Source organism: Demequina silvatica (genome assembly GCF_000971215.1).
In the GTDB taxonomy this organism is placed as follows: Bacteria; Actinomycetota; Actinomycetes; order Actinomycetales; family Demequinaceae; genus Demequina; species Demequina silvatica.
This window is the reverse complement of the sequence record NZ_BBMA01000012.1, coordinates 106,021-126,492: the sequence shown is the minus strand read 5'-3', so window position 1 is coordinate 126,492 and position 20,472 is coordinate 106,021. Positions and strand designations below refer to the sequence as shown.

The 20,472-nt window shown below is 72.9% G+C and carries 23 protein-coding genes; 6 read left to right on the top strand and 17 right to left on the bottom strand.

Translation table 11 applies throughout. The features are described from left to right. The first annotated feature begins 33 nt into the window (after positions 1-33). Complete coding sequence (locus tag AOM05_RS13680) at positions 34-312, top strand: hypothetical protein (RefSeq protein ID WP_062523168.1); 279 nt, start codon at positions 34-36, stop codon at positions 310-312. A 76-nt stretch (positions 313-388) separates the two neighbouring features. Further along, positions 389-2,068, top strand: coding sequence for a glucose-6-phosphate isomerase (gene pgi, locus AOM05_RS13675; protein WP_062523166.1), 1,680 nt, complete (start codon positions 389-391; stop codon positions 2,066-2,068). Between the two features lie 70 nt (positions 2,069-2,138). On the opposite strand, the gene AOM05_RS13670 is transcribed toward pgi, so the two are convergent. Beyond that, the gene (locus AOM05_RS13670; RefSeq protein ID WP_062523165.1) at positions 2,139-2,351 is read right to left on the bottom strand and encodes a helix-turn-helix domain-containing protein; all 213 of its coding nucleotides are present in this window, start codon (positions 2,349-2,351) and stop codon (positions 2,139-2,141) included. After that, the gene (locus AOM05_RS13665; RefSeq protein ID WP_062523163.1) at positions 2,351-2,827 is read right to left on the bottom strand and encodes a DUF2975 domain-containing protein; all 477 of its coding nucleotides are present in this window, start codon (positions 2,825-2,827) and stop codon (positions 2,351-2,353) included. Before AOM05_RS13665 ends, AOM05_RS13670 begins: the two co-directional genes overlap by 1 nt. 116 nt (positions 2,828-2,943) lie before the next feature. Here AOM05_RS13665 and AOM05_RS13660 point away from each other — a divergent pair, with 116 nt between their 5' ends. Next, a complete protein-coding gene (locus AOM05_RS13660; RefSeq protein WP_062523161.1) occupies positions 2,944-3,756 on the top strand; it encodes a hypothetical protein in 813 nt (270 codons plus the stop codon). Here the strand turns inward: AOM05_RS13660 and AOM05_RS13655 are convergent. Genes AOM05_RS13655 through uraD form a run of 3 tightly spaced genes read right to left on the bottom strand, consistent with a single transcriptional unit; the run spans position 3,753 to position 5,259 of the window. Continuing rightward, positions 3,753-4,412, bottom strand: coding sequence for a DsbA family oxidoreductase (locus AOM05_RS13655; RefSeq protein ID WP_228373315.1), 660 nt, complete (start codon positions 4,410-4,412; stop codon positions 3,753-3,755). The genes AOM05_RS13660 and AOM05_RS13655 overlap by 4 nt on opposite strands. A gap of 59 nt (positions 4,413-4,471) precedes the next feature. Continuing rightward, the gene (gene uraH, locus AOM05_RS13650; RefSeq protein WP_062523159.1) at positions 4,472-4,789 is read right to left on the bottom strand and encodes a hydroxyisourate hydrolase; all 318 of its coding nucleotides are present in this window, start codon (positions 4,787-4,789) and stop codon (positions 4,472-4,474) included. After that, a complete protein-coding gene (uraD, locus tag AOM05_RS13645; RefSeq protein ID WP_062523157.1) occupies positions 4,786-5,259 on the bottom strand; it encodes a 2-oxo-4-hydroxy-4-carboxy-5-ureidoimidazoline decarboxylase in 474 nt (157 codons plus the stop codon). Before uraD ends, uraH begins: the two co-directional genes overlap by 4 nt. A gap of 23 nt (positions 5,260-5,282) precedes the next feature. Between uraD and AOM05_RS13640 the strand changes: the two genes are divergently transcribed. Then, a complete protein-coding gene (locus AOM05_RS13640; protein WP_062523155.1) occupies positions 5,283-5,843 on the top strand; it encodes a nucleotidyltransferase family protein in 561 nt (186 codons plus the stop codon). Between the two features lies 1 nt (position 5,844). On the opposite strand, the gene AOM05_RS13635 is transcribed toward AOM05_RS13640, so the two are convergent. The 6 genes from AOM05_RS13635 to AOM05_RS13610 form a co-directional block, all read right to left on the bottom strand. Beyond that, positions 5,845-6,687, bottom strand: a complete 843-nt coding sequence (locus AOM05_RS13635; protein ID WP_062523153.1) for a PhzF family phenazine biosynthesis protein — start codon at positions 6,685-6,687, stop codon at positions 5,845-5,847. A gap of 85 nt (positions 6,688-6,772) precedes the next feature. Next, on the bottom strand, positions 6,773-7,447 hold the full coding sequence (locus AOM05_RS13630) for a TetR/AcrR family transcriptional regulator (protein ID WP_062523151.1): 675 nt from the start codon (positions 7,445-7,447) through the stop codon (positions 6,773-6,775). Beyond that, positions 7,447-8,739, bottom strand: coding sequence for an allantoate amidohydrolase (locus AOM05_RS13625; protein ID WP_062523150.1), 1,293 nt, complete (start codon positions 8,737-8,739; stop codon positions 7,447-7,449). Before AOM05_RS13625 ends, AOM05_RS13630 begins: the two co-directional genes overlap by 1 nt. After that, the gene (locus tag AOM05_RS13620) at positions 8,736-9,971 is read right to left on the bottom strand and encodes a pyridoxal-phosphate-dependent aminotransferase family protein (protein ID WP_062523147.1); all 1,236 of its coding nucleotides are present in this window, start codon (positions 9,969-9,971) and stop codon (positions 8,736-8,738) included. The genes AOM05_RS13625 and AOM05_RS13620 overlap by 4 nt, the downstream gene beginning before the upstream one ends. Before the next feature lie 27 nt (positions 9,972-9,998). After that, positions 9,999-11,579: an AtzH-like domain-containing protein gene (locus tag AOM05_RS13615; RefSeq protein WP_228373314.1), complete on the bottom strand. Its 1,581-nt coding sequence runs from the start codon at positions 11,577-11,579 to the stop codon at positions 9,999-10,001. Continuing rightward, complete coding sequence (locus tag AOM05_RS13610; RefSeq protein WP_062523143.1) at positions 11,576-12,664, bottom strand: acetamidase/formamidase family protein; 1,089 nt, start codon at positions 12,662-12,664, stop codon at positions 11,576-11,578. The genes AOM05_RS13615 and AOM05_RS13610 overlap by 4 nt, the downstream gene beginning before the upstream one ends. A gap of 114 nt (positions 12,665-12,778) precedes the next feature. Here AOM05_RS13610 and AOM05_RS13605 point away from each other — a divergent pair, with 114 nt between their 5' ends. After that, positions 12,779-13,483: a YoaK family protein gene (locus AOM05_RS13605; protein ID WP_228373313.1), complete on the top strand. Its 705-nt coding sequence runs from the start codon at positions 12,779-12,781 to the stop codon at positions 13,481-13,483. A 7-nt stretch (positions 13,484-13,490) separates the two neighbouring features. Here AOM05_RS13605 and AOM05_RS13600 read toward each other — a convergent pair whose 3' ends face one another. Then, positions 13,491-14,084 carry a gamma carbonic anhydrase family protein gene (locus tag AOM05_RS13600; protein ID WP_062523141.1) on the bottom strand — a complete coding sequence of 198 codons (594 nt, stop codon included), beginning with the start codon at positions 14,082-14,084 and terminating at the stop codon, positions 13,491-13,493. Positions 14,085-14,169: 85 nt separating this feature from the next. Further along, on the bottom strand, positions 14,170-15,240 hold the full coding sequence (locus tag AOM05_RS13595) for an SDR family NAD(P)-dependent oxidoreductase (RefSeq protein ID WP_062523139.1): 1,071 nt from the start codon (positions 15,238-15,240) through the stop codon (positions 14,170-14,172). A 205-nt stretch (positions 15,241-15,445) separates the two neighbouring features. On the opposite strand from AOM05_RS13595, the gene AOM05_RS13590 reads away from it, so the two are divergent. Then, entirely contained in the window at positions 15,446-15,994 is a 549-nt protein-coding gene (locus AOM05_RS13590) for a TetR/AcrR family transcriptional regulator (RefSeq protein ID WP_062523137.1), read from the top strand. 25 nt (positions 15,995-16,019) lie between these two features. On the opposite strand, the gene AOM05_RS13585 is transcribed toward AOM05_RS13590, so the two are convergent. From AOM05_RS13585 to AOM05_RS13570, 4 genes are all read right to left on the bottom strand, one after another. Further along, positions 16,020-17,060 (bottom strand): LacI family DNA-binding transcriptional regulator, encoded by a 1,041-nt coding sequence (locus AOM05_RS13585; protein ID WP_228373312.1) that lies wholly within the window; start codon positions 17,058-17,060, stop codon positions 16,020-16,022. A gap of 56 nt (positions 17,061-17,116) precedes the next feature. Continuing rightward, positions 17,117-17,935, bottom strand: a complete 819-nt coding sequence (locus AOM05_RS13580; RefSeq protein ID WP_082097570.1) for a carbohydrate ABC transporter permease — start codon at positions 17,933-17,935, stop codon at positions 17,117-17,119. A 59-nt stretch (positions 17,936-17,994) separates the two neighbouring features. Continuing rightward, positions 17,995-19,002: a carbohydrate ABC transporter permease gene (locus AOM05_RS13575; RefSeq protein WP_062523135.1), complete on the bottom strand. Its 1,008-nt coding sequence runs from the start codon at positions 19,000-19,002 to the stop codon at positions 17,995-17,997. A gap of 80 nt (positions 19,003-19,082) precedes the next feature. Beyond that, positions 19,083-20,417 (bottom strand): ABC transporter substrate-binding protein, encoded by a 1,335-nt coding sequence (locus tag AOM05_RS13570; protein ID WP_062523133.1) that lies wholly within the window; start codon positions 20,415-20,417, stop codon positions 19,083-19,085. Between the last annotated feature and the right edge of the window lie 55 nt (positions 20,418-20,472).

The following is a 20,472-nucleotide window of genomic DNA, read 5'->3' as shown; positions in this document are numbered from 1 at the left end:
CCGGCACGGCACCGTCATGGGAGGATTCCCGCCATGGCAGTGGTGGGAGATCGCATCGCGGAGCGCGCGGCGGAGGACTTCGGGCGCGCCGCGCCGCACGTGGTGAGCGCGCTCGAGCGCCTCCGCACCCCTCACGCCGCCGACCCGGAGCGCATCCAGGCGGCCATCCTGCTCGCGGCACGGGGAAGCCTCACCCTCCTCGAGGACGCCCTCGAGCACGCGCGCGAGGACTGGCCCGACCTGCTCGATCGCGCCGGGCTCGCGGGCGACGACTGGCGCGACCGGATCGACGCCGAGCTGGGCCACGCGTAACCCGGCCACCTCACCAGCCGCGCCTCCGCACCCAGGTCCCGGGCGCATCGTCCCCAACGCGACTAGCCTGGCAACCGTGACTGCACCCATCGATCCCACCGCCACCTCCGCCTGGGCCGAGCTGGCCGCCCTCCAGGACGCCTTCACCCCCGACCTGCGCGCCTGGTTCGCCGCCGACGCGGGCCGAGTGGAGCGCTACTCCCTCCCGCTGGCCGACCTGCACGTCGACCTGTCCAAGAACCTCGTCACCGACGAGATCCTCGCCGCGCTGGTGAAGCTCGCCGAGGAGACCGGCGTCGCGGACCGCTACGCCGCGATGCTCGCCGGCGAGCACATCAACACCACCGAGGACCGCGCCGTCCTGCACACCGCGCTGCGCCGCCCGTCCGGCACGCAGCCGGCGCTCGTGGTCGACGGCCAGGACGTGGACGGCGACGTCCAGGAGGTCCTCGCGCGCATCGACGAGTTCGCCGAGCGCGTCCGCTCCGGCGGCTGGAAGGGCATCACCGGCAAGCAGGTGACGCACATCGTCAACATCGGCATCGGCGGCTCGGACCTGGGTCCCGTCATGGTCTACGAGGCGCTCGAGCCGTACGCGACCGCCGGCATCGAGGCGCGGTTCGTCTCGAACATCGACCCCACGGACATGGGCCAGAAGGTCAAGGGCCTCGACCCCGAGACCACGCTGTTCATCGTGGCGTCGAAGACGTTCACCACGCTCGAGACGCTCACCAACGCGCGCCTCGCCCGCGACTGGCTGTGGGCCGAGCTCGAGAAGGCCGGCGTCATCACCGCCGACGACGCGCAGCGCACCAACGCCGTCGCCCACCACTTCGTCGCCGTGTCCACGGCGCTCGACAAGGTCGCGGCCTTCGGCATCGACCCGGCCAACGCGTTCGGGTTCTGGGACTGGGTGGGCGGGCGCTACTCCGTCGACTCGGCGATCGGCCTGTCGCTCGCGATCGCGCTCGGCCCGGACGCCTTCCGCGAGCTGCTCGCCGGCTTCCACGCCGTGGACCGCCACGTCGCCGAGACCCCGCTCGAGAAGAACGTGCCCGTCCTCATGGGCCTGCTCAACGTCTGGTACTGCAACTTCCTGGGCTCGCAGTCGCACGCCGTGCTCCCCTACGCGCAGCAGCTGCACCGCTTCCCCGCGTACCTCCAGCAGCTCACCATGGAGTCCAACGGCAAGTCCGTGCGCTGGGACGGCACTCCCGTCACCACCGACACCGGCGAGATCTTCTGGGGCGAGCCCGGCACCAACGGCCAGCACGCCTTCTACCAGCTGATCCACCAGGGCACGCGCCTGATCCCCGCGGACTTCATCGCGGTGGTCAACCCGGCGTACCCGCTCGAGGACGGCGGCCAGGACGTCCACGCGCTGTTCCTCGCGAACTTCCTCGCGCAGACCAAGGCGCTCGCCTTCGGCAAGACCGCCGAGGAGGTCGAGGCCGAGGGCACCACCGGCGCCCTGGTCGCCGCGCGCACGTTCGCGGGCAACAGGCCCACCACGTCGATCTTCGCGCCCTCGCTCACCCCGGCGGTGGTGGGACAGCTCATCGCGCTCTACGAGCACATCACCTTCACGCAGGGCATCGTGTGGGGCATCAACAGCTTCGACCAGTGGGGCGTCGAGCTGGGCAAGAAGCTCGCCCTGGAGATCGCTCCCGCGATCGAGGGGGACGATGCGGCGCTCGCCGCGCAGGACGCGTCCACCCAGGCGCTCATCGCCTACTACCGGGCGAACCGCGCGTAGTTCGCGCACCGTCCGCGCGCTTTCGCGCTGAACGGGGTCGGGTCCTCACGGGCCCGGCCCCGTTCGCGTCTCAGGAGTCCTCGGGCTCCCACCGCAGGATGTCGCCGGGCTGGCAGTCGAGCACCTCGCAGATCCGCTCGAGGGTGGTGAACCGGATCGCCTTCGCGCGGCCGTTCTTCAGCACCGCGACGTTCGCGGGCGAGAGGCCCACCCGGCTCGCGAACGTGCCCACGGGCATCTTGCGCCGGGCGAGCATCACGTCGATGTCGACGACGATCGGCATCAGATCACCTCCGCGAGCTCCGCCCGGTCAGCGACGGCGGCGGCGAGGAGCCCGCGCATCGCGACCGTGAGCAGCACGAACGTGCCGCCGATCACCAGGGCCGCGAACCCGGCGAGCACGATCCCCGGCCCGCCGAGGCCCTCCACCATCACGAGGTGCCCCGCGGTGAGCGCGCAGATCGCGGCGGCCGCTCCCCCGCACCGCGCCATCGCGTCGACCCAGCGCAGCGCACCCGGGGTGAAGATGCGCCTGTCGGCGATCAGCGAGAGCAGCACCCAGACGCAGACGATCCCCGCCTGGACGCACGCGATCGCGCCGATCCCGGCGATCGAGTAGGGCACCACCAGGTGCTCGACCTCGGGGAAGATCTCGCCCTGCTCACGCGCGACCACGGGCACCAGCAGCTGGCCGAGGAAGGCGCCCGCGAGCACGAGCACGAGCAGGAAGCGGAGCCACGTGATCACGGCGCTGGTCATGTCTCGATAATCGAGAGATTTCTGTCGAATGTCAACGGCCGACGCGAAGAAAGGCGCTGGTCCACCCCCAGAACGGGGGTCTGGCGGCGCGTGCGGGCGCCTGGCACGGTGACCGGGTGGAGATCACCCACGCGCGACGTCGCCTGCCCGCCCGCATCGCCGCGGCCCTGCTCGCGCTGTTCAGCCTCGTGCCGTTCTTCGGGCTCGTCGACCTCTCGGTGTCGATCGCACCCTCCCTGTATCCGGACTTCGCGGACCTGATCGTCCTCGAGGCCACCTGGGGGCTGCTGTTCTCGCTCCTGGTGCCGGTGCCGCTGCTCGCGTGGGCGGTCGCACGCGTCGAGTGGGCCGCGTGGCAGCTGCTCGCGACGGCGGTGGCGGTCGGGCTCGCCGCGCTCGTGACCGCGGAGCCGGCGCAGGCCGTGGTCGCCGCGGTTATCGCGGGCGCGGCCGTGCTGCCGCTGAGCGACGGGCACGGCCCGGCGTGGGCGCGACCGTCGCGCGCGGCGCTCGTGCTCGGCGGCGTCGGGCTCGCGGCCGCGCTCGTCCACGCGTGGCAGCTGCTCGGGCTGCGGCCCGGCGGGGCCGGCGACGACATCACGTGGGGCCTGGGCCACCTCGCGATGCAGGCGGGCTTCGCCCTCGCGCTGCCGGCGGTCGCGGTGATCGGGCTCGGCGCGGCGGCGCATCGCAGCCGCGGGTGGACGCTCGCGGTCGCAGCGCCCGCGCTCAGCGCCGTCTGGTTCGGAGTGATCGGCGTGGTGCACCCCGGGCTGACGGGCAGCCTCGGCGTCGCGGGAGGCGCGGCCGCCGTCCTGTGGGGCGTGGCGGTCGCCGCGGTGGCGGCCGTCGAGCGTCGGAGGCCGGAAACAGCTCGACCCCGGACCCCGTCGCGGAACGGGATCCGGGGTCGCGCCGCCAGCCTCTAGGCGACGGGTGCGTCCTCGGCGTCGCGCGCCTCGCGCGCCTTGGCGAGCGCCATCGCGAACGTCTCCGTCGGCTGGGCGCCGGAGATCGCGAACCTGCTGTCGAACACGAAGAACGGCACACCGTTCGCGCCGTACGCGGCGGCCTGCGCGACGTCCGCCGCGACCGCGTCCTCGAACTCGTCGGAGGACAGCACACGGCGCGCATCGGCCTCGGGCAGTCCCGCCTCGACGGCCAGGCGCACCAGCGTCTCCGCGTCGTCCATGAGCGCGCCCTCGGTGAACTGCGCCTTCATCAGGCGGTCCTTGAGCACCGGCCCGAGGCCGAGCGAGTGCGCGAGGTGGAGCAGGCGGTGCGCGTCGCGGGTGTTGGCGGTCATGTACTGGTCGAACCGGTACTCGATGCCCGCCTCCGCGCCCAGCGTCTCGAGACGGACGTTCATCTCCTTGATGCGGTCCGCGGTGGTGTTGAACTTCTCCGCGAGCGCCTCCGAGTGCGGACGGTTCGCGCCCTTCACCGCGCTCGGGTCGAGCTGGAAGCTGCGGTAGCGGATGGCCACGTCCTCACCCGAGGCGGCGACGGCCTCCTCGAGGCGCTTCTTGCCCAGGTAGCACCACGGGCACGCGATGTCCGACCAGATGTCGATCTCGATAGTCATGCCGCCACAACGTACAGGACCGCGCACAGATTCCTGACGCGTCAACTACCCGAGGGGATTCAGGAACCCCGGTAGGTCGAGTACCCGAACGGGCTGAGCAGCAGCGGCACGTGATAGTGCGGGTCCCCGTCGATCCCGAAGGCGATCCGCACCTCGGGGTAGAACGTCGCGACCCCACGGTCCGCGAACCACTCCCCCGTCGAGAACACCAGCTGGTACGTACCCGGCTGGAGCCGCTCGGGCCCGACTGCGACCCGCCCGTCGGCATCCGTGACACCCGTCCCGAGCTCCTCGGTGCCGTGCAGCAGCCGCACGTGCACGCCGGCCGCGGGCCTCCCGTGCACGGAGTCCAGCACGTGCGTGGTGACGTGGCTCATGCCGCCTCCCCGTAGGTCGCGCGCAGCCTCAGCAGCGCGATGCCGCGCAGCTGATCCGCCACCTCGGCGAGCTCCGCGACCTCGTCGTTCTCGAGCCTACGCTCGATCTCCCCCACGATCTCCTCACGTGAGCGCCCCGCCGCACGGATGAGGAACACGCGCCCGAACCGCTCTTCGTACGCCGCGTTGAGCGCAGCCAGGCGCGCGGCCAGCGCCGCGTCCCCCGACGCCGACGCGGACTGCTCGTCGCGCGAGAACCTGGCCTCCGCATCGTCCCCCTGCCGCCGCTCCCCGATGCGGGGGTGCGCCTCGAGCGCCTCCTCGATCTCGCCGGGCGTGAGCGGCGTGCCCGCGGACACCGCGGCGCGCTCGAGCTCGACCAGCGACGGGTAGGCGCGGGATGCGACGGATTCGGCCCAGCGGGCCACGTTGAGGCATGCGAGAAGGTCCTCTCGCCGGGGCTCGATCATGGTTCCTCCCTAGGATGAACAGCATGGCAGACAGGCTGGTCGGCGTGGTGCTCGCGGCGGGGGCCGGCACGCGCTTCGGCGGACCGAAGGCCCTGGCACGGGACGATGCGGGGGCATGGCTCCCCCGCGCCTGCGGGCTTCTGGCGGGGGCGGGTTGCGAGCCGGTGGTCGCGATCCTGGGCGCAGGCGCCGAGGACGCGCGGCACCTGCTGCCGCCCGGCGCGCATCCGGTGATCGCGGACGCGTGGGCGGAGGGGATCGGGGCCAGCGTGCGCGCGGCGATCCTCGCGGCGCAGGCGGTGCATGCCGACGCGCTCCTGATCACCTTGGTGGACCTCCCCGGGCTGCAGCCCGAGGCCGTCGCGCGGGTGGCGGAACGCTGGACCGGCGACACCTCCGTGCTGGCGCGCGCGGTCGACGGCGGCCTGCCGGGACACCCCGTGCTGATCGGCGGCGCGCACCTCGGCCGCCTCCTCGCGACCGTGGGCGGCGGGCGCGGCGCGGGCCACTACCTCGACGCGCACCACGCGGAGGAGGTCGACTGCACCGGGCTGGGCGCGGCGGAGGACGTGGACGAGCGCTGAGTCAGTCCTCGATGGTGCCCGCGACGGCCACGTGGGTCGCCCCGCCGATCCACAGCTCCTCGTCGGATTCCGTCACGAGGATGCGCCCATCACGACCGAGCGCGGTGCCCTGGCGCGCCCGATAGGGCGCCTCGAGCCGGCCGGTCGACGTGAGCCACTGCGCGAGCGAGGCGTTGAGACTGCCCGTGACCGGGTCCTCCCGCAGCGTCCCGCCGTCGTGGCAGAAGAAGGCACGCACCTCGAGCGCGAGGTCGGACCCCGCGGGGTGCAGGCCCGCGACCCCGATGTCCCAGCGGCCCGGGGGCGCCGCAGCGGGTCTCAGCGCGGCGACCGCGTCGGCGTCGCGCAGGAGCAGGCCCACCCAGCCCGGGCCGTTGTCCACCCAGGCCGCGTCGATCGCGTCCTGCGGCGCGATGCCCAGGACCGCGCAGGCCTGGGCGACCGTCGCATCGTCCACCGGACCCGACCGGACCAGGGGCGGCGCGGCGAACGCGAGGGTGTCGCCCTCCCGACGGATCGGGACCAGCCCCGCGCCGCACTCCTGCACGATCCGGCCGGGGTCGCGCGGCGTGCCGCCGGCGTCGAGCCACGCGCGCGCGGTGCCGAGCGTGGGGTGGCCCGCGAACGGCAGCTCGGTCGAGAGCGAGAAGATGCGCACGCGGTAGTCGGCGTCGGGGGTGGTGGGCGGCAGCACGAAGGTGCACTCGGAGAGGTTGGTCCACTCGGAGATGCGGATCATCTGGGCGTCCGTGAGCCCCTCCGCGCCGAGCACCACCGCGACGGGGTTGCCGGTGTACGGGGCGGAGCCGAACACGTCGACCTGGCGGAACGGGCGGGTTGTCATGCGGTCGACGCTAGCGCGCGGGCATGAGGCCGTGGGGTCCGGGCCTGGCGCCGGGATCACGGTGCCAGCGGCGGGTCAGGTGGCGCTATCCCGAGGAGACCGGGCCGCCGCGCGTGGCGAGCAGCCACGCCGGGACCTCGACGGCCGCAAGCGTCGCGGTGTGACGGTCCGCGTCCCCGGGTGCGAGGCCGCGCCGACCCAGCGCGAGGTGCCGGCGCCACCCGAAGTCCGTCGCGGGGTTCGCGTCCGCGGCCAACGTGCCCACCGCGAGAGCCAGGGTGGTGAGGTCCGTGATGAGCACGTCCGGGGCGAGCAGACCCGCCTCGATCGACTCCGCGACCAGCGCACGGCCCGCGACCGCGACGCGCGGATCCGACGGGCGACCGGGCCGCAGCCGGGTGCCGCGGATCGCGATGAGCGGATACGAGCGGTGCCGCGCGATGGCGCCCACCATGGCCTCGAAGAACGCGTCGAGCCGGGCGGCGGCGTCCGGATGCGGCGCGTCGAGCGCGGCGAGCACCGCGCGCTCGATCTCGACCACGGCGATCTCGTAGAGCTCGAGCACCAGCTCGTCGCGGTTGGTGAAGTGCCGGTACAGCGTCGCCTCGCCCACGCCCGCGCGCGCGGCGACCATGCTGAGCGGCGCGTCGACGTCGGTCTCGTCGAAGACCGCGAACGCCGCGTCGAGCAGCCGCGCGTGGTTCGCGGTGTAGTCGCCGCGCTCCGCCCGAGCACGACGCTCGGGAGCGGGGTGGGTCATCACGCCACCGTAGCGGCTCCGAACCGGTGGGCGATAGAGAGGATCGCGGCCTCGAACGCGTCGATCGCGAGCGCGACGTCCTCGAGCTCGACCGACTCGTCGGGGTGATGGCTGATGCCGCCGTTGCCGTTACGGATGAACAGCATCGCGTACGGGGTGAGCGACGCGATCGCCATCGCGTCGTGACCCGCCTTCGACTGGACCTCCATGGGCTCGCGCTCGCCCGTCACCGCCGTGATCGCCGCCTCGACCGCCTCGCTGAGGCGGCGCTCGGAGGACGTGGCGCGCGCGACGTGGCGCAGGTTCTCCGTGAACTGCAGGCGGCGCCTGCCCGCCGCCTCGACGGCCTGCGCACGGATGAGCTCGTAGGCGCGGTCGCGCTGCGCGTCGGAGGCGGCGCGCACGTCGAGAGAGAACTCCGCGCGGCCGGGGATGACGTTCGCGGCCCCGGGGAGCACCCGCATCTCACCCACGGTGCCGACCACGCCCTCGGTGAGCGCGACCTGCTCGACCGCGAGCGCGGTCTCGGCGGCTCCCAGGAGCGCGTCGCGGCGGTGCAGCATCGGCACGCCGCCCGCGTGGCCGGCCTGGCCGTCCATCGCGAGGTCGAAGCGCTTGGCGCCCATGATCCCCGAGACCACGCCGAGCGGCCGGTCCGCGTCGAGCAGCAGCGGCCCCTGCTCGATGTGCGCCTCGAGATATCCCACAACGCTCGCGGGGTCCAGCGCGGCGTCCGCGACCGCGTCCGGGTCGAGCCCGAATGCGGCGAGCGCCTCGCGCAGGGTGGTGCCGTCGTCGTCCTCGAGGTCGAGCCAGCCGTCCTCCCACGTGCCGGCGACCGCGCACGAGCCCAGCAGCGTGCGCCCGAACCTCACGCCCTCCTCGTCGGCGAAGCCGAGCACCTCGATCCCGAACGGCAGGCGCACGCCGTGCTCGCCCAGACGCGAGACCACGGCGATCGCGATCATCACGCCGAGGATGCCGTCGTAGCGGCCCGCGTCGGGCACGGTGTCGAGGTGGGAGCCCAGCAGCAGCACGGGCGCGTTCGCGGTGGCGCCCGGGTACGAGCCGCGCGCGTTGCCCGCCGAGTCCTCCCACGCGCGCATGCCCGCCGCCTCGATCCACGTGGCGACCTGGGCGTTCGCGCGGGCGTGCTCCGCGGAGAGGTAGACGCGCTCGATCCCGTCCTCCATCGAGGAGATGCCGGCGAGCACGTCGCAGCGCCGCAGCGCCTCGCGGGCGTCCGCGAGCGCGGCCTCGGACGGCCCCTGGGCGCGCGACCGCCGGCTCATGCGGCCGTCCCGTACGCGGAGTACGCACCGTAGGCGGCGTCCACGCCGCCGCCGGGCGGGACCGCGACGCCCTGGCGACGCAGCACCGCCTCGAGCGCGGCGAGGGTCGCGAGCACCGCGTCGATGCGCGCGTTCCAGCCCATGGTGCCCACGCGCCACACGCGCCCCGCGAGCGGCCCGAAGGACGTCCCGATCTCGATCCCGAAGTCGGCGAGCAGCTGCCGCCGGACCGCCTCGCCGTCGACCCCCTCGGGGATCTCGACCGCGACCACGTTGGCCATCCGGTGCTGCTGGTCCCCGAACAGCGCGAGGCCCAGGCCGTCGAGACCGGCCGCCATCGCGGCGCCGTGACGGGCGTGACGCTCCTGGTAGGAGCCCAGCCCCTCCTCGAGGATCACGCGCGCGCACTCCCGCGCGCCGTAGAGCATGGTGGTCGCCTCGGTGTGGTGGTTGAGCCGGCGCGGCGACCAGTAGTCGAAGATCATCGCGAGGTCGAAGTAGTTCGAGCGGATCGGATGCGCCACCGCGGGATCCCCGGCCTCGCGGATGCCGGCCTCGATGCTCCGCCGCTTCTCGATCACCTCGACCGCCCGCGGCGAGAACGTCGCCGGCGCCGAGCCCGACGGCCCGCCCAGGCACTTCTGCAGCCCCGCGGTCGCGGCGTCCACGCCCCACGCGTCGGTGGGGAACGGGTTGCCGCCGAGCGTCGCGGTGACGTCCGCGTAGAGCAGGCAGTCGAAGCGGTCGCACAGCTCACGCAGCCCGTCGAAGGGCTGCCGCATGGTGGTGGAGGTATCGCCGTGCACCATCGCGAGCACCTTGGGGCGCGCGGTCTCCATCGCGGCGGCGATCGCCTCGAGCGGCACCACCTCTCCCCACGGCGCCTCGACCGTGTGCACCTCCGCGCCGCAGCGCCCGGCGATCTCCACCAGCAGGTGGCCGAACCTCCCCATCACCGGCACCAGCACCCGGTCGCCCGGCTCGAGCAGCGACACGAGCGCCGCCTCGATCGCGCCGCGCGCGGTCGAGTCGATGAGCAGCGTCTGCGCGTTGGCGGTCTCGAACACCCCGCGGTACAGCTCCTGCACCTCGCCCATGGCGTCCGTCATGAACGGGTCGTACTGCCCCACCAGCTGCGCCGACATCGCCTGCAGCACGCGCGGGTGCGCCGTGATGGGGCCGGGCCCCATGAGCAGGCGCGCGGGCGGGTCGATCGGGCCTGGCAGGGACATGGGGCCTCCACGGAATGTTGATGTGGCTTACACAGTGTGCCCGAGCGATGTTTCGCCGTGATTGCGCAGCGCGGCCTCCAGCGCGAGCCCCGCGTCGACCAGCGCGAGGTCGGACCCACGCGGCCCCACCAGGCACATCCCGACCGGGCCGTCCGGCGTGTCGAGCAGCGGCACCGAGAGGGCGGGACGTCCCGTGAGGCCCGCGATCGCGGTGATGGACAGCGTCGCGCGGCGGCGCTCCTCGAGCTCGCTCTCGCTCGCATCGAGTCGGGGTGCGGACGATGCGGCGGCCGGGACCAGCAGGATTGCGTCGCCGAGCGCGTGGTCCAGGTGGGCGACGAGCCGGTCGAGGGCCGCGAGCGCGGCCGCCTCCTGGTCCGCGGTGACGTCGCGCGCGAGGTCGAACCTCTCCTGGACGTCCGGCGCGAGCACGCCGGGGTGGGACTCGACCCACGCGCCGTCGCTGCGCCACGCCTCGGCCTGCTGCGTCACGCGGAATGTGGCGAGCAGATCGTCGAGCGCGGGCACGTCGACCGGCGTCGCGCCCACCCCCGCGGCGGCGAGCGCCGCCAGCGCGGCGTCGAACGCGTCGCGCACGCCGCGGGTGCAGGACATCATCACCTCGGGCGCGGCCACGTAGCCGCCCGGGGCGACCCCCTGCCCCGCGTCCGCCAGCCCGACGGAGGCGACCCGGCGCATCGTCACGCCGTCTCCGGTGATCCACCCGGCCGTGTCATAGCGCGGCGCGAGCGGCCAGACGTGCGCGAGGCTCACCGCGCCGTGGGTGGGGCGAAGGCCCCAGAGCCCCTGGTAGGAGGCGGGGACGCGGATCGAGCCCGCGGTGTCGGTGCCCAGCCCGATGCTCGCCTGGCCCAGCGCCACCGCGGCCGCGGGTCCCGAGCTCGAGCCGCCGGGGATCGCGCCGGGCACGGCGGGGTTGGGCGGCGTGCCGTAGTCGGGGTTGAGGCCGGCGATCGAGTAGGCGAACTGGTCGGTCTGGGCGATCCCGACCACGTCCGCGCCGGCGTCGAGCAGCGCCTGCACGGCGGGCGCTGTCGCCTCCTCGATGGACGCGGAGGCGAGGAAGGCGCGCACGCCCACCCCGATGCGCTGGCCCGCGATCGCGAACAGGTCCTTCACCGCGACTGTCTCTCCCGCGAGCGGGCCGTCTCCGGACCCCGCGACCAGCGGGGCACCGGCCACGCGCCACACCCGTGCGTCGAGCGCGGGGGCCGGGGCGGTGACGTGCGCGGCGGCGATGCGCCAGGCGCCGTCGTCGCCGCGGCGCCACAGCTGCGTCACCAGGCCGCGCCCCCCGCCGGCCGGCACGTTGACGGTGGTGAGGTGCGCCGCATCGTCCCCCGCGAGATGGATGCGCAGCTCGGCGACCGTGCGGGCGCCCGCGCCACCGCGGCGCGCGCGGAAGCCGGCGATGGCGCCGTGTCCCACCAGCAGCCCGGCGCGGTCGCCCCGCAGCGCGTCGGGGGTGCGCTCGAACGCGTCGGCGAGCGCCGCGACGTCGTCGGCGGCGAGGGCCGCCTCGTAGGCGAGGACGGCCTCCACCAGCCCCTCGGGGGCGGGCGCGCCGCCCTCCACGCGAACCCTCACCGGACCCCCTCGAAGTCGGACTTGCGGATGCGGGCGTGGACACCCGTGACCAGGTCCACCACCTGCGAGATCTCGAAGTCGGTGGCGGCGGACAGGTAGGCGTACGCGAGGTGGCGCTCCATGCCGTAGCGGGCGCCCAGCAGGGCGAGCGCCTGACGCACGCACGCGCGCATCGCCTCGTCGAGGTCGGCGTCGAGGCCGGTGGGCATGAGGTGCGTGGCGTCCTCGGCGAGGGGCGAGACCAGCTCGCCGAACTCGCGCGCCGCCTCCGCCGCGTCGCGCAGGTCGAGCCGGATGCGCACGCGCAGCGACGCCTCGAGCGCGGTGAGCGCGACCTCGCCGTTGCCCTGCGCGAAGTGCGGGTCGCCCACGTAGGCGAGCGCGCCCGGCACCTGGACGGGCAGGTGGAGCGTCGCACCGGGCGTGAGGTGGCGGATGTCGATGTTGCCGCCGTGCGGGCCCGGCGGCACCGAGTGGGCCGCCTCCGCGGTGTCCGTCGCGACTCCGATGATCCCCAGGAACGGCGCGAGCGGGAAGGACACCGCGCGCTCGCCGCCGTCCACCAGCGGCAGCCGGCCGCGCCACTCGCCGTCCGCGTCCGGCGCGATGGGGGTGAACACCGAGACGTCGCCGGGACCGGCGGGCAGCTCGCCGGGCAGCGCGCCCCTGCCGTGACGGTTCGAGATGACGCCGTAGGCGACGCGCGGCGTGGCGTCGAGCAGCGTGACGCTCAGCAGGTCGCCGGGGCGCGCGCCGCGCACCTCGATGGGGCCGGTGACCACGTGCGGGCCGTCCTCGGCGCCGCGGGTGCGGGTCGCCGCGATCGCGATCGCGTCCTCGAGCACGTCCTCGCGCGCGACCCCGTGGGCACCGAAGAACGCGACCGGATCGGACCCCTGATCCGGCAGCAGGCCCTCGTGGCTGACCGTGTCGACAGTGAGCTCGGCTCCCGGGTCCACCACCAGGACGGGCGCGTCGCCGCGCTTGGGAAGGCGACCCCAGCGCACCGCCGACGGCTCCGCGGGCAGGTACACCGCATCGTCCACCCGCGCGCCCGGCTGAAGTGTGCCCTGGTAGTCGCCCACACGGCCTCCCTCCCGTGGGTCCCCCACGGCGTGCCCTAGTCTTGGGCCGAGACTACAGCCGCCCCGGGGCGTGGACTCGGAGCCTGACCGGGGCCCCACCGTTCCGGAGGTCCCGTGCTCGACCGCATGCGTCGCAACCCCGCCAGCTCCCACCTGGGGCTCATGCTCGCGCTGACGTTCTCGACGGGCATCATCGACGCCGTCGGCTACCTGGGACTCGACCGCGTCTTCACCGGCAACATGACCGGCAACGTGGTGATTCTCGGCATGGGTCTCGCGGGCGACACCGGGCTGCCGGTGGTGGGCCCGCTCATCGCGCTCGCGGGCTTCATGGGAGGAGCCGCCGCGGGCGGGCGCGTCCTGCGCGGCGCGGCGGACGAGTGGACCCCGCGTCACTCCGTGCTGTTCGGCGCGGTGGGACTGGTGATCGCGCTGTCCGCCGTCCCCGCCTCCGTGGTCGACGAGCCGGGCGAGGCCCTCCAGTACGCGATCACGCTCGCGCTCGGCGCGGCGATGGGCTGCCAGGCGGCCGCGGCACGGCACATCGCCGTGAAGGACGTCACCACGGTGGTGGTGACGTCGACCATCACGGGGCTCGCCTCGGACTCCGTGCTGGGCAAGGGCGGCGGCCAGCCGTGGAAGAGGCGCGCCGGGGCGATCGTGCTCATCGGGCTCGGCGCGCTGGTCGGGGCGCTGCTGCTCAAGCTGCACATCGGCGCCGGCATGGCGCTGTCCGCGGTCATCACGCTGGTGGTCGCGTGGCTGGGCCACGTGTCCCACCCGAGCCGCCTCGCGCGCCTGCCCTACGACCAGGACTGAGGCCCCGTCAGCCGATGATCTCGTCGTCGGCGTGCGCGCCGTAGAACTCGCTCTGACGGCGCAGGAGCTCGCGCATGGTGGTGCCGCGGTCGACCCCGTACACGGTGCCGGGGAAGTCGAGCTGCTGCTGGATGGCCCACACCTCCTCGTGACGGTCGGGCGGGAGCGTGCTCGCCGGGTTGCCCGCGGCGATCCAGCCGATGGGCACCATCGCACCCTCGGGCAGATGGGTGTTGACCTGCACCACGCCGCGGATGCGCACCTCGCAGCCGTGCGCCAGCACCGCGCCGGGGAAGATCGCGGCGCCCGTGGCGATGAAGCACTCGTCGCCCACCTCGGCGCCGTTGACGTGGACGTGGGGACCCAGCACCACGGCGTCGCCGATCCGCACGTCGTGCCCCGCACGCGCCTTCACCAGCGCGTTCTCCATCACCACGGTGTCCTCGCCCACCACGATCCGCCCGTCCTCCGCGGTCAGCACGGCGCCGTGCAGCACCCGCACCCCAGGGCCCAGCACCACGTCTCCGCACACCACGGCGGTGGGGGCGACCGTGGCGGTCGGGTCGATGGACGGCGACTTCCCTCGATGCGTGACGATCATGCGCCCCATCGTAGGAAGGACCGCCCGCATGCACGAGGGTCCCGGGGCGATCGCCCCGGGACCCTCGCGACGCGCGACGGCGCGATCAGACCGCGGACCAGCCGCCGTCCGACGGCATGATGACGCCGTTGAGGTTGACGCCGTCGTCCGAGAGCAGGAAGCAGATCGACGCCGCGAGCTGGTCGGGCGTGACCGGCGTGGGCAGCACGGTCATGGCCGCCATGATGCGGTCCTGCGCGAGCTCGTCGTCGAAGCGCGCCTCGATGTTGGTGATGACGGGCCCCGGGGCGACCGCGTTGACGCGGATGCCGCTCGGTCCGTAGATGAAGGCCGTCGACTTGGTCAGGCCGACCACCGCGTGCTTGGACGCGGTGTACGCGACGCCCGCTGCCGAGCCGCGCAGGCCCGCCTCGGACGCGATGTTGACGATCGACCCCTGCCCGGCCTCGAGCATCCGCCCGATCACCGCGCGCGACAGGCGCATCACGCCCTCGACGTTGACGGCGAACACGCGCGCCCAGATCTCGTCGGTCACCGTGGCGATGCCCGACATGTTGTCCATGATCCCGGCCACGTTGGCGAGCGCGTCGACGCGCTCCCCCGCCGCCTCGAGCACGCGGGCGATGTCCTCGTCCTCGGTGACGTCGGCGGTCACCGCGGTGATGTCGAGGCCGTCGTGCTCGGCCTTGAACTCGGCGAGGCGCTGCTCCGAGATGTCGAGCGCGATCACGCGGCCGCCCTCGCGGGCCACCCGCGACGCCGTCGCGCGGCCGATCCCGGATCCGGCGCCCGTCACGATCACGGTCTTGCCGGTGAAGCGACCCTCGGTGATCCGCTCGACCCACTCGGGGGCCTCCACCGGTGCCGCGGCGCCCGACCCGGCCGCCGCATCGTCCACCGGCGCGGGCGCCGCCACGGGGGCCGCGCCGCCGGCCATGCGCCGCTCGGTCTCGGCGATCATGCCGTCGAGCATCTCCTGCGGGAAGCGGCCGCCGCTGATCTTGATGAGCTTGTTCATGGAGAACCGCTTGACGGGGGCGAGCGCGCGCTCGCTCTGGCCGCCCTGGGCGAGCATCTCGCGCATCACGTCGCCGGCGACGGGGTGGGCGAGCCAGTCGGCGACCTTCGAGTCGCCTGTGGGGACAGGGGTGGACATGGGGGTTCCTTTCCTCAGGGGTGGTTCACGCGCGCGCGGGCGGCGGGGCCGGGACGGCGGTGGTCCGGGGTAGCGGGCGGCCGGGACGGAGGGACGATGCGGCGGTCAGCGGTCCGTGACCGCTCGCTTGTGCCGCATCCATGTGTCGCTCCTCGGCTCGCACCGGACAACAGTGTCCGGTTGCTTCAGCCTATACATTCGGTCCATGGCGACCAAGTCGAACCGCGGGCCAGGGGCCGCTGCCGAGAACCGGGCCGCGCTGGTCGCGGCGGCGCGCGAGGTGTTCGCGGAGCAGGGCGTCGAGGGGCCCATCTCGACGGTCGCCAGGCGCGCGGGCGTGGGACAGGCGAGCCTGTACCGCCACTTCCCGTCGCGCGAGGCGCTCGCGTTCGCGGTGTTCGACGAGAACCTGGCGGAGATCGAGAGCCTCGCCGGCCGCCCGGGTACGGAGCTGCGCGACCTCATCGACCTGGTCACGCACCAGCTCGAGGGCAACGCCGCGGTCATCACCTACTTCGCGCGCGAGGAGGATCCCGCGCTGCGCACTCTCGAGGACCGCGTGATGGCGGCGTTCGCGCCCAAGGTGGAGCAGGCGCACCGCGACGGCACCCTCGCGCCCGCGACCACGGTCGAGGACGTGATCCTCGCGATCGGCATGATCGCCGCGCTGGTCGCGCGCGTACCCGCGGACACGCGCCACGCTCGCGTCGAGGCGGCGTGGGCGCTCCTCACCCGAGGGCTCGGGCCGGCCTGAGCCGTGGCCGCGCGCGGTGCCGCCCCTACGCGGACTCGCGCACCACCAGCTCGGTCGGCAGGATCAGCTCGCGCGGCACCGTCGCCTCGCCCGTGAGCAGCCGGATGAGCATGTCGGCCATGTGCCAGCCCATGTCCCGCATCGGCTGACGGACCGTGGTGAGGGGCACGCCGGTCGCGAGCGCCGCCGCGCTGTCGTCGAAGCCGACGATCGCGATCTCGTCGGGCACCGCGATCCCGCGCTCGAGCAGCACCTGCACCGCGCCCGAGGCCATGAGGTCCGAGGCGACGAACACGCCGTCGACCGTGTGGCGCGAGTCGAGGATCTCCCGCATCGCGGCCGCGCCGCCGAGCATGGTGAAGTCGCCGTCGACCACCGGTCCGGCCTCGACCCCGGCGGCGTCGAGCGCGCGACGCCAGCCCTCGAGGCGGTCCAGTGAGCTGCGCATGTTGAGCGGGCCTGCGATGGTCGCGATCCGGCGGCAGCCGCGCTCGATCAGGTGACGCGTCGCGATCTCCGCGCCCGAGACGTTGTCGACGTCGACCACGTAGGCGTCGAGCTCGGGCACGGCGGAGCGGCCACCGAAGACCACGGGCAGGGTCTCGGTGATGCACCTCAGGAAGCGGTCCGAGGTGTGGTGGGAGACCACCAGCGCGCCGTCCACGGCGCCGCCGCCGAGGTAGCGCATGGTCTTCCCGCTCGGATCGTTGTTGGCGATCATGAGGTTGAGGACGTAGTCGCTGTTCTCGAGGCGGGTGTCGATGCCCGCCACGATGTCCGCGAAGAACAGGTCGCCGAAGAACCGGGTGACGTCCTCGGGCGCCACCAGCGCGATGGCCTGCGACTGGTGGCTGGCGAGGGACCGCGCGGCGCGGTTGGGCACGTAGCCCAGCTCCTCGACCGCGCGGCGCACCGCCTCGGCGATCGGCGGCGACACGGAGGTCGAGCCGTTCACCACGCGCGACACGGTCGCGCGGGACACACCTGCACGCGCGGCGACGAGCTCGAGCGTGGGTGCCATGTGCCGCCCGGGGGCGGTCACGCTGGGATCCTCATCGACGGGCATGGGACCATCCTCGCGGAGAGGGCCCCATGCCCGCTGACGACGCGCGGCATCGCCGCTTAGCCCTTCACCGCCCCCGCCATGATGCCGGAGACCAGCTGACGCCCGGCGAACATGAACAGGAGGAGCAGCGGCACCGTTGCCAGCAGCACGCCCGCGAGCACGAGCGAGTAGTCGACGAAGTAGTTCGCCTGGAGGATCGACAGCGACACCGGGAGCGTGGGGTTCTGCGAGTCGAGGACGATGTACGGCCACATGAAGTTGTTCCAGCTGGTCACGAACGTGAAGAGGAACAGCATGGCCGCCGCGGGCCGCGCGGCCGGCAGGCCCACGTGCCAGAACGTGCGGATCATCGAGCAGCCGTCCACGCGCGCCGCCTCGATGAGCTCCGTCGGCAGCGACTGCGAGATGTACTGGGTCATCCAGAACACGCCGAACGCCGTCACGAGCCCCGGGATGATGACCGCGCCGATCGAGCCGGTCCAGCCGAACTTCTGCATGAGGATGTACAGCGGCACGATGCCGAGCTGGACGGGCACCGCCATGGTCGCGACGACCGCGACGAGCAGCGGGCCCGAGCCCTTGAAGCGCAGCTTCGCGAACGCGTAGCCGGCCAGCGTCGACAGCACCACGGTCGAGACGGCCATGGTGGTGGAGACGATGATCGAGTTGCTCAGCGCCTTCCAGAAGTTGACCGCCGGGTTGTTCATGACGGTGGCCGCGTTCGCGAGGAAGTTGCCGCCGGGGAACCACGACATGTTCGGGTCGTTGATGGTGAAGCGGTCGCCGGAGGCGATGAGGAACGACCAGTAGAACGGGAACACCGACGCGATGAGGAACACCGCGAGCGAGGCGTAGACGAACCAGCCGGGGCGCATGGTCGAGACGGCCGCAGCGCCCGCCTTCTTCTTGCGCGTGAGGGGGTTGGTGATGGTGGTCACTTCTTCACCTTCTTGACCTTCGTCGCCTTGACGGCGGCGTCGCCCGCGATGAACCGCCGCGTCACGGCGAAGTTCAACAGGCCGAAGGCGACGATGATGATGAACAGGATCCACGCGACCGCCGCGGCACGGCCGAAGTCGAAGTCGACCCAGCCCATGTTGTAGAGGTACAGCGTGATGGTCTCCCACTGATGGTTGGAGCCGCCCTGGCCGTTGGTGTCGTACATGCGCGGCTCGTCGAAGATCTGCAGGCCGCCGATGGTCGACGTGATGATGACGAAGATCATGGTGGGGCGGATCTGCGGAAGCGTGACGGAGAAGAACCTGCGCAGCGTGCCGGCGCCGTCGATCGCGGCGGCCTCGTAGAGGTCGCGCGGGATGGCCTGCATGGCCGCGAGCAGGATGAGGGCGTTGTAGCCGGTCCAGCGGAAGTTGACCATGGTCGCGATCGCGAAGTGGCTGGGGATGACATCCACGTGCCAGGCGATCGGCGCGATGCCCAGGTCGCCGAGCACGCCGTTGATGAGGCCGTACTTGTCGCCGAACATGTTGGAGAAGATCAGCGCGACCGCGACGGGCGCGACCACGTAGGGCAGCAGCACGCCCATGCGCCAGAACGTCTTGGCGCGGATGTTCTTGTCGAGCATCGCTGCGATGAAGGTGGCGATGATGATCTGCGGCACCGAGGACAGCACGAAGATCGAGAACGTGTTGCGCAGCGAGAGCCAGAACTCGCGGTCCTGGAGCACGAAGGCGAAGTTGTCGAAGCCGGTCATGGTGCCGGTGTTGCGCACCAGGTCCCAGTCCTGGAAGGAGATGAACGCGGTGTACACGATCGGGAAGAGCCCGACCACGGCGAACACGATCCAGAACGGGGCGATGTAGAGGTACGGCGAGAGCTTCACGTCCCAGCGGCCGAGGCGCTGGCGCCACGTGAGCGGGGCGCGCCTGCGCGGTGGCTGGGGGGTGGTCGAGGCCTCGGTCTGAGGCTGCGTGGTGGTCATGCGGTGGTTCCTCTGGTCATGACGGTGCGGGTGACGGGTGCGGGCCGCCCCCGAGGGAGCGGCCCGCACCGTTCAGCGTGTTAGCCGATCGCCTGCACGTCGGCCTCGAACTGGGCCCACGAGTCCGCGGCGTTCATGGTGCCCTCGTCCACGCGGCGCAGCGCGTTGACCATGGCGTCGTTCACCTGGAAGTAGTGCGAACCCTTGTACGGCGACACCGTGACGGCGGCGGCACGCTCGGCGTAGATCTCACCGGCGGGCGCGTCGTTGAAGAACTCACGGGTGTAGCTCTGCACGGCGTCGGAGGCCGCGGCGTCGGGCGAGCTCGGGAAGGCGCCGACGTTCTCGAACGCCTTGGCCTGCTGCTCGGGGGCGGTGAGCCACGCGGCGAACTCGGTCGCCGCCTCGACGTTGGCGCCGCTGGCCGGGACGGTCAGGTACGAGCCGCCCCAGTTGCCGCCGCCGTTCGGGAACGCGTTGGCGATGTCCCAGTTGCCCTCGGGGGCGTTGCCCTCGATGACGCCGAGGAACCACGCGGGGCACAGGGTCACGGCGTAGTCGCCGTTGGCCATGCCGGCCGCCCAGTCGTCGCCCCACTGCTGGAGGCCGGCGGACAGGCCCGCCTCGGACGCGGCGGTGAGCTCGTCGTAGACGGCCTTGACCTCGGGGTTGTCGAGCGCGACGATCTCGTCGGTCGCCGGGTCCTCGTAGGGCGCCTCGAGCTGGCCGATCATGCCCTGCAGCACGGCGGCGTTCTCCTCGTAGAAGCCCTTGCCGGTCGCCTCGGTGTACTGCGCGCCGAGGTCGAAGAACTTGCTCCAGTCGCCGTCGATCGCGGCGGCGACCTCGGTCGGGTCGGTCGGCAGGCCGGCCTCCTCGAAGGCGTCCACGTTGTAGCAGATGGCCTCGGGGCCGATGTCGGTGCCGTACGCGATGAGACGGCCGTCGGCGTCGGTGGCGGCCTGGACCTTCCAGTCGAGCCAGTTGCCGTCGAGGTCCGCGTTGGTGAGGTCCGCGAGCATGTCCGAGTACTGCATGGCCTCGGGCAGCCAGTCGACCTCGATCGCCTCGACGTCCGCGAGGCCGCCGGGGCCGAGCTTCGTGAAGAAGTTCTCGCGGGCGGTGTTCGAGGTGTCGGCGACGTTGTAGACGATCGTGACGTTCGGGTGCAGCTCCTCGTACTCCGCGATGAGGTCGTACGCGTAGTCCGCGCCGCCCTCGGAGTCGGCCGAGTAGCCGAACTGGTTGAACGTCGCCAGCGTCAGGGTGACGGGCTCATCGCCGCTGCCGCCGCCGGCCGTGGCCGTGTTCGACGAGGTGGGCTCGCTCGACGAGCCGCAGCCCGCGAGCGCGATGGCAAGGGTCGCGGCTCCCGCGGCGAACCCGAACGTGGTCTTGCGTCGTGAGAGGCTCACGTTCACTCCTTTGTGTGTGTCCGTACTGCTGTGCGGTGACCGTGAGAGCGCTCTC